At 48.8% G+C, this 6,214-nt stretch carries 7 protein-coding genes; 2 read left to right on the top strand and 5 right to left on the bottom strand.

Going from position 1 to position 6,214, the window contains the following annotated elements; all coding sequences use genetic code 11:
• A partial coding sequence (mutY, locus tag WG8_RS27870) for an A/G-specific adenine glycosylase (RefSeq protein WP_007428759.1) occupies nt 1-675 on the bottom strand: 675 nt, incomplete at its 3' end.
• A 4-nt stretch (nt 676-679) separates the two neighbouring features.
• Nucleotides 680-1,084, bottom strand: coding sequence for a holo-ACP synthase (gene acpS, locus WG8_RS03745; protein WP_007428758.1), 405 nt, complete (start codon nt 1,082-1,084; stop codon nt 680-682).
• A 182-nt stretch (nt 1,085-1,266) separates the two neighbouring features.
• Between acpS and WG8_RS03740 the strand changes: the two genes are divergently transcribed.
• The gene (locus WG8_RS03740; protein ID WP_007428757.1) at nt 1,267-2,094 is read left to right on the top strand and encodes an alpha/beta hydrolase family protein; all 828 of its coding nucleotides are present in this window, start codon (nt 1,267-1,269) and stop codon (nt 2,092-2,094) included.
• 125 nt (nt 2,095-2,219) lie between these two features.
• Here the strand turns inward: WG8_RS03740 and nadE are convergent, their stop codons facing one another.
• The 3 genes from nadE to WG8_RS03725 form a co-directional block, all read right to left on the bottom strand.
• Nucleotides 2,220-3,029 carry an ammonia-dependent NAD(+) synthetase gene (gene nadE / locus WG8_RS03735; RefSeq protein WP_007428756.1) on the bottom strand — a complete coding sequence of 270 codons (810 nt, stop codon included), beginning with the start codon at nt 3,027-3,029 and terminating at the stop codon, nt 2,220-2,222.
• A gap of 115 nt (nt 3,030-3,144) precedes the next feature.
• The gene (locus WG8_RS03730) at nt 3,145-3,579 is read right to left on the bottom strand and encodes a BrxA/BrxB family bacilliredoxin (protein ID WP_007428755.1); all 435 of its coding nucleotides are present in this window, start codon (nt 3,577-3,579) and stop codon (nt 3,145-3,147) included.
• Nucleotides 3,580-3,720: 141 nt separating this feature from the next.
• A complete protein-coding gene (locus WG8_RS03725; protein WP_232289042.1) occupies nt 3,721-5,313 on the bottom strand; it encodes a two-component system sensor histidine kinase NtrB in 1,593 nt (530 codons plus the stop codon).
• Nucleotides 5,314-5,767: 454 nt separating this feature from the next.
• Between WG8_RS03725 and WG8_RS27865 the strand changes: the two genes are divergently transcribed.
• A partial coding sequence (locus tag WG8_RS27865; protein WP_007428753.1) for an NAD(P)/FAD-dependent oxidoreductase occupies nt 5,768-6,214 on the top strand: 447 nt, incomplete at its 3' end.

Raw genomic sequence — 6,214 nt, 5'->3', positions numbered from 1 at the left:
CGGCAGCGTTTCCTCGCGACCTGCCAGTCGCCCTGAGCAATGCTCCATGACCGGGCAGGTCAGGCACTGGGGCGACTTTGGCGTGCACACCAGCGCCCCCAGCTCCATCAGGGCCTGGTTGAAATCGGAGGCCCTCCCTTCGGGGATCAGCTCCCGCACCAGGCTCTCCATATGTGCCCGCGTGCTGCCCTTCATAATATCCTCTTCAATGAGGAAATAGCGCGACAGCACCCGCATCACATTGCCATCCACAGCAGGCTCCGGCCGATTGAAGGCGATACTCATAATCGCACCTGTCGTATACGGACCTACACCCTTCAGCGCAGCGACAGCCTGTGTATCATCCGGCACCTGTCCGCCGTGAAGCTCAACCACTTGCCTGGCCGCAGCTTGCAAATTCCGGGCCCGTGAATAATAGCCCAGCCCTTCCCACAGCTTGAGCACATCCTCCTCGGGTGCTTCCGCCAGTGCTTCAATCGTCGGAAAACGTGCAATAAAGCGATTAAAATACGGGATTACCGTATCGACGCGCGTCTGCTGCAGCATAATTTCCGAAATCCAGATATAAAAAGGATTCCGATGGCGGCGCCACGGCAAATCCCGCTTGTTTCGTGTATACCAGTTCAACAGCTCAAAGCTGAAATAACGTTTTTGTTCCAGTGTATTGGCAGTCATCACATCACGTCTCCTTATATTCAACAATTACAAAAGCAGAGGCAATGTTGGGCTGGTGTGTAATACTCAGGTGAATACTGTAATCCGAGTCTCCGTTGCCCGGCAATCCCAGTCTATCCCACGCAGACGAAGACAAATAAACGGTCGGCTTCCCCCCAGGCTCTGGTAAAATATCCATATCACCGAACCCGATGATTTGCCCGATTCCGCAGCCAAAGGCTTTCGTGATCGCTTCCTTTGCGGCAAAGCGCCCTGCTACAAACTCCATTAGCCTGCCCTTGCGTTCCACAGCAAGCTCGCGTTCAGCCGGGGTCAACACCCGATTCAAAAACGCATCTGCATATTTACCTGCCAAAATGTCAGCCATACGGCTTATTTCCAGCACATCATGTCCAATTCCGTAGATCATTTGGGTATTCCCCGTCCTTTTTATACTTTACTGCACCTATTGTAACAGCGCGTCCACACCATGGCGAGTCACAAAGGCGTAAAAGCAGCACCAAAATATGTTAAAATAAGAGAGGCTATTGATGAATGTTTGAATTCAGCTGATAGGTCCATTTAAAAATTCCCGTAGAAAGGATGGATAGAATGTCAGAAACCATTGTGGTTGAAGCAGGTACCCATACAGGAACAGATGCGGTGATCCGGGCCTCCTGGTTTCCCGCCAAAAAAACAGCCAAAAGCCTGCTCATCATCGCTCATGGCTACAAGGGATTTAAGGATTGGGGCATGTTCCCCTTCATAGCAGAGGCATTAGGTGTGAACAATCATGTCATAACCTTCAACTTTTCACATAATGGCGTAGGTGAGGATTTAGAGAATTTTACCGAGCTGGAAAAGTTCGCACGCAACACCTATAGTCGCGAACAAGAGGATCTGGATATACTGCTGGCCAATCTGAGAGCACGCCACGAGTTTAGAGAATTGCCCGTATTTCTGTTAGGACACAGCCGGGGCGCGGGAAGCTGCTTTGTATACGCGCTGGATCATCCCGGGGAGATATCCGGCGTCATTTCATGGAACGGCGTGACAGATTTGGATTTGTTCACTTTGCCGCAAAAGGAAGAAATGCGCACCAAGGGACGGAGCTATGTGCAAAATGCCAGAACAGGGCAGCAGCTTCCGCTGGATGTAGTCATTCTGGACGATCTGGAACAAAATCGCTCGCGTTTTGCGATCGTGGACAGACTTGCAGACAGCCAGCTGCCAGCCGTGCTTATCCAGGGAAGCGAAGACTCCAAACGCCTGCGCGAAGGCTCTGCCCTGCTCACCTCCGTTCGTCCCGATATTGAATGGGTACAAATTCAAGGTGGCAATCATACCTTCAATACTGTTCATCCATTCCAGGGAGGCAGTCTTCAGCTGGATCAGGCGATTACCGAAACCCGCCGCTTCATTGAATGGATCACCAAGTAAACTATAGCCCCTTCAATACAAACGGCGATCCGCCGGGCGGATCGCCGCATATATTGATTTGGGCATTTCGCATAAATCCCAAAAGCGATTTACAAATCCATATTCATCATCATAAGATTACCCGCTTAAATCCCCGGAATGCTGCTCCGCTTATGCGCTGTACGCAGGAAGAAGCTTTCCAGCTTTTCGCGTGCCGCCGGGTCAATTTCCTTGCCTTCCAGGTAATCGCTGTTAGCTTCGTAGGAGATACCCAGCTCTTTTTCATCCGTCTGACCTTCCCACAATCCTGCTGTAGGCGCTTTGTCCAAAATAGCCTGCGGAACTCCAAGATAGCTGGCCAGCAAACGCACCTGGCGCTTGTTCAGCGTGCTAAGCGGTGTAATATCGACTGCACCATCGCCCCATTTCGTATAAAAGCCTGTGATGGCTTCTGAAGCGTGATCTGTACCAACAACGAGCAGATTCAGCTCATTTGCGAGTGCGTACTGAACCACCATACGTGTTCTTGCCTTTACATTTCCTCTCACTTGCGGAGTAACGGAACGTTCAAGACCGATGTCCTTCAGCGTATGCTCCACTTCCACGGCAACCTTGTCCACCGCTTCCTTAATGTTCGTTTCCCCGGCATATTTCAGGTCGAACGCTTTGGCAACCGCGTAGCTGTGTTCAATATCCTCCTGCTTGCCATACGGCTGGAACACACCCAGCGTTTTGTACTCTTCCCCTTGCTCCTTCGTCAGCTCATCTGTAGCCTGCTTGCACAATGCAGTCGCTACAGCACTGTCAATCCCGCCACTGATGGCGATCAGCAGCCCTTTGCTTCCGGTTTTCGTTACATACGATTTGAGGAAATCTACGCGCTTGCGGACCTCTGCCTCTACATTAATCGTAGGCTGTACTCCCAATTCAGCAATAATCTGTTCCTGCAAACTCATCCCGATCAGCACCTCTTTTTAGGAATTTACTTTACAAGCTAACATGACAAACCAACATGCAAAAGCCCCGGCAAGTTTCGCAGGCGAAAAATGCGGGGGCATAGCTTGAGCAGTCTTAGCGGCAAAAACGGTCGAATGCACTGGTCAAATCGGCAGCGATTTGATCTGCTGAGCGGTCCTCCACCTGGTGACGCTCGATGAAGTGTACCAGCTCGCCGTCTTTCAGCAATGCAATGGAAGGGGAAGATGGCGGATACGGCGCGAAAAATTCGCGAGCCTTCGCCGTTGCTTCCTTGTCCTGTCCGGCAAAAACCGTATACAGGTGATCCGGTGTAATATCATGCTTCAGCGCTTCGCCCACACCCGGACGGCATTGACCCGCAGCACACCCGCATACCGAGTTCACAACAATCAGCGTTGTTCCCTTGGCATTAGGCAGCTTGGCCTCCACTTCTTCCGAAGTACGCAGCTCCTGAAATCCAAGATTGGTCAGCTCATCACGCATGGGCTGAACAGAATCTCTCATATATTGGTCAAAAGACATAGACATATTCTTTCACTCCTTCTCCAAAAATCATGTATACTACGTTGCTCATTTTATTCGCTGACGTGTTAAAGGTACGGATACCTAATCTTCATTATACAATCTTTTTCACGTATTTTGCAAAAAAACTGATCTATATGTGTACAATTATTTTTGGATGGAATTCATGACAGAAGGCTCCGAATGATCCCTGTAAGCTGGAATGGTTCTGCACAATCGGACTCTAAACTGCGTGCCCATCCCCTCCACCGAATCTACGGCAATCGTACCATGGTGTCGCTCTACGATACTTTGACACAAGGCCAACCCCAGACCTGTACCTTTCGTTTTGGTTGTGTAAAAAGGCTGGAACAGCTTTTCAAGCTGATTTTGCGGAATTCCCGGACCTGTATCCTTGACTTCCAGTTCCACAAAATCCCCTTCCTCATGAGTGGAGATGGTCAGTACACCCTTTTCACCCATAGCCTCCATCGCATTACGCGCTAAGTTAAGCAGCAATTGCTTCATTTCCTTCGGGTTCAAATGCAGCATTGTCACATGATCCTCCAGCTTGAGTTCAATCGTCTGCCCCCTCAGGTTTGCATCTGCCCACAATAAAGGCGTGAGCTCGCGAATAATATCATGAAGATGGCATTGCTCCTTCTCAACAATCCGGTTCTGGGCAAGTGAAAGAAAATCATTAATAATTCCGTTTGCCCGATCTAGCTCCTCCATCACAATACGGTAGTAATGGCCGAGGGAATCCGGGCTTTTCTCACGCATAAGCTGTAAAAATCCACGCACAACCGCCATGGGATTGCGTATTTCATGAGTAATGCCTGCTGCCATCTGTCCGACCAGACTGAGCCTCTCGAAATTACCCAGCTCACTGCGCAGCGTCTCCAGCTCTGTAATATCCTGCAAGGCAATAACGGCGCCTGTCGTTTTGTTAGCCTGTTTATCCCGCATGGGAAGAAAGCTGCAAAAGAATACTTTGGGAGGTGCATTAATAAAATCAGCACTCGCCTCTCCTTGCAACGCTTTTGCAACCCGTTCTTTAATCACCGACGAAGTGTTAAAATCATATATCGAGGTCCATGGACGACCCACTACCTCAGGCAGCGTAATGAAGGGATCGAAATCCCGATAGAGTTCCAGCATCGTTTTGTTCATATGTATAACTCGTTCTTCGCTGTCCAGAGTAACAAGGGATAATGGCATCAAATCCATCATCTGACGCAGCTTATCCGCTTCAATTAAGTATTTGCTCGTAAATTCGCTTACATCACGTCGCAACGCCAGTTTTTCAAAGGCATTATGCATCAGACTCACAACCGTAAAACTTGCCAGCGCACCTGCAGCAATATTCCATAGCGTTGTAAGCAGATCGGGCATGTATACCCATACATCCTGTTTGCCCCACAGTAGCGGAAATAACGCCTTGAGCAGCATATCAACCACAACATATGCGGAAATCAGAAGCTTTTTGTCCGACAATGCTCCTCTTTGAAAGAACTTGACATGCAGCAGCATAAAAGGAAAAAGGATAAAACCCGTGCCAACATACATCGCCGACATTTCTGTCAATTGGGCTATGATCAGAACCCCCATGAGTGCGGAAGCGGCGAGCGCAAAGGCGGTACGACGTCTGCCATACATAACACCCACAGCGAGGGGAATAATGCCGAGATTGGAAGGCAAACCATATGGAGACTGATATTGAAAGAGAGAACATAGCAATATGGCCGGCAAGCAACACAAATAAAGTATCTCTTGATTAGGACCGGGAAGCAGTTTGCCGCCCCAAGCCTTTTTCTTATCCCCATAATCCGTTAATATAGAGAAAAAAAAAAACCCCCGCCGATATAACGGCAAGGAGAACCTGGAGCACACTTTCCTTCAACGCAATTAACAAGGACTTTTCCTCCTCCTCATCTTTCCTTGACGCCGTTAGTTGAATTAAAGCACAGGCTACAATATATTACAATATATGTGTTAAAATTCCGGTGTAGAACGACAAAATCCGCAAACTACCAGATAAATAGAAGAAAAACGTCTTTACGTGTTTTGCAATTCGGAAAAATGAAAGATCCACGTGCTTATCAGGATAAAGATTAATTAAAGCGACGCTATTACGATATAATGAAAGAAATGAAAGAACGGTTACACCATTCTGAATTTTTTTGAAAATTGTCGACGAAAAGGAAGAGATTTCATGATATACGACGTTATTGTGATTGGAGGCGGCTCGGCCGGATTAATGGCCGCTACGGCAGCCAGCGCTGGGGACGCCAAGGTGCTTTTACTGGAAAAAGGGAATAAACTCGGGCGCAAGCTTGGCATTTCCGGTGGAGGACGCTGCAATGTCACCAATGCAAAAGAGCTGGACGAGCTAATCCGGCACATCCCCGGAAATGGCCGTTTTCTGCACAGTGCACTGGCGGCTTTCGGGAATCGGGATATCATCGCCTTTTTTGAGGAGATGGGTATTGCCTTAAAGGAAGAGGACAACGGGCGTATGTTTCCAGTGACGGACAAAGCGAAAACGGTTGTCGATGCTTTGGTCAACAAAGTACGTTCTCAAGGAGTCGACATTCGCACAAGCTGTCCCGTACAAGAGGTTATTTACAAAGAAGGTCATACGGCTGGCGTACGGCTGCGT

This window comes from Paenibacillus sp. Aloe-11 (assembly GCF_000245715.1).
In the GTDB taxonomy this organism is placed as follows: Bacteria; Bacillota; Bacilli; order Paenibacillales; family Paenibacillaceae; genus Paenibacillus; species Paenibacillus kribbensis.
This window is presented reverse-complemented; position numbering and strand designations above follow the sequence as displayed.